Source organism: Streptococcus infantis (genome assembly GCF_047460405.1).
In the GTDB taxonomy this organism is placed as follows: domain Bacteria; phylum Bacillota; class Bacilli; order Lactobacillales; family Streptococcaceae; genus Streptococcus; species Streptococcus infantis_Q.
In genome coordinates this window covers 1-1,654 of the sequence record NZ_JASHGH010000037.1, presented here as the reverse complement: position 1 = coordinate 1,654, position 1,654 = coordinate 1, and the positions used below count along the sequence as shown (strand labels likewise).

The 1,654-nt window shown below is 41.1% G+C and carries 1 protein-coding gene; it reads left to right on the top strand.

Going from position 1 to position 1,654, the window contains the following annotated elements; translation table 11 throughout:
* Positions 1 to 1,654 (top strand): Rib/alpha-like domain-containing protein (locus QM928_RS09810; protein ID WP_414322003.1); only part of this gene is annotated, 1,654 nt, incomplete at both ends.

The following is a 1,654-nucleotide window of genomic DNA, read 5'->3' as shown; positions in this document are numbered from 1 at the left end:
GTTGTAACCTACCCAGATGGATCTACAGAAGAAGTTCCAGTTAAAGTAACTGTTGCAAAACCAAGTTCAGAACCAACAGATGCAGATAAGAACGAGCCAAAAGCTAAGGACCAAACTGTTAAAGTTGGAGAAGAACCAAAAGCAGAAGATTCAATTGAGAACTTCAAGGGACTTCCAGAAGGAACAACAGCTAAGTTCAAGGAACCAGTAGATACAAAAACACCAGGTGATAAAACACCAACAGTCGTTGTAACCTACCCAGATGGATCTACAGAAGAAGTTCCAGTTAAAGTAACTGTTGCAAAACCAAGTTCAGAACCAACAGATGCAGATAAGAACGAGCCAAAAGCTAAGGACCAAACTGTTAAAGTTGGAGAAGAACCAAAAGCAGAAGATTCAATTGAGAACTTCAAGGGACTTCCAGAAGGAACAACAGCTAAGTTCAAGGAACCAGTAGATACAAAAACACCAGGTGATAAAACACCAACAGTCGTTGTAACCTACCCAGATGGATCTACAGAAGAAGTTCCAGTTAAAGTAACTGTTGCAAAACCAAGTTCAGAACCAACAGATGCAGATAAGAACGAGCCAAAAGCTAAGGACCAAACTGTTAAAGTTGGAGAAGAACCAAAAGCAGAAGATTCAATTGAGAACTTCAAGGGACTTCCAGAAGGAACCACAGCTAAGTTCAAGGAACCAGTAGATACAAAAACACCAGGTGATAAAACACCAACAGTCGTTGTAACCTACCCAGATGGATCTACAGAAGAAGTTCCAGTTAAAGTAACTGTTGAAAAACCAAGTTCACCAGAAGATCCATCAACTAAGGACACAGACGGCGATGGCTTGACTGATAAAGAAGAAGCTGAAAAAGGAACAGATCCTAAGAAAGCTGATACAGACGGCGATGGCTTGACTGATAAGGAAGAAGTTGATAAGGGAACAGATCCTAAGAAAGCTGATACAGACGGCGATGGCTTGACTGATAAGGAAGAAGTTGATAAGGGAACAGATCCTAAGAAAGCTGATACAGACGGCGATGGCTTGACTGATAAGGAAGAAGCTGAAAAAGGAACAGATCCTAAGAAAGCTGATACAGATGGTGATGGCTTCACAGATAAAGAAGAAGTCGATAAGGGAACAGATCCAAAAGATCCAAACTCTAAACCAGAATCTAAACCAGAAGATCCATCAACTAAGGATACAGACGGCGATGGCTTGACTGATAAAGAAGAAGCTGAAAAAGGAACAGATCCTAAGAAAGCTGATACAGATGGTGATGGCTTCACAGATAAAGAAGAAGTCGATAAGGGAACAGATCCTAAGAAAGCCGATACAGATGGCGATGGCTTGACTGATAAGGAAGAAGTTGATAAGGGAACAGATCCTAAGAAAGCTGATACAGATGGTGATGGCTTCACAGATAAAGAAGAAGTTGATAAGGGAACAGATCCAAAAGATCCAAACTCTAAACCAGAAGATCCATCAACTAAGGATACAGACGCAGACAAGAACACTCCAACAGGTAAAGATCAAACTGTTAAACCAGGAGATAAACCATCTGCTAAAGATTCAATCGGTAATGTCGGAGATCTTCCTAAGGGCACAACAGTAGAGTTCAAGACACCAGTAGACACAACTACACCAGGTGATA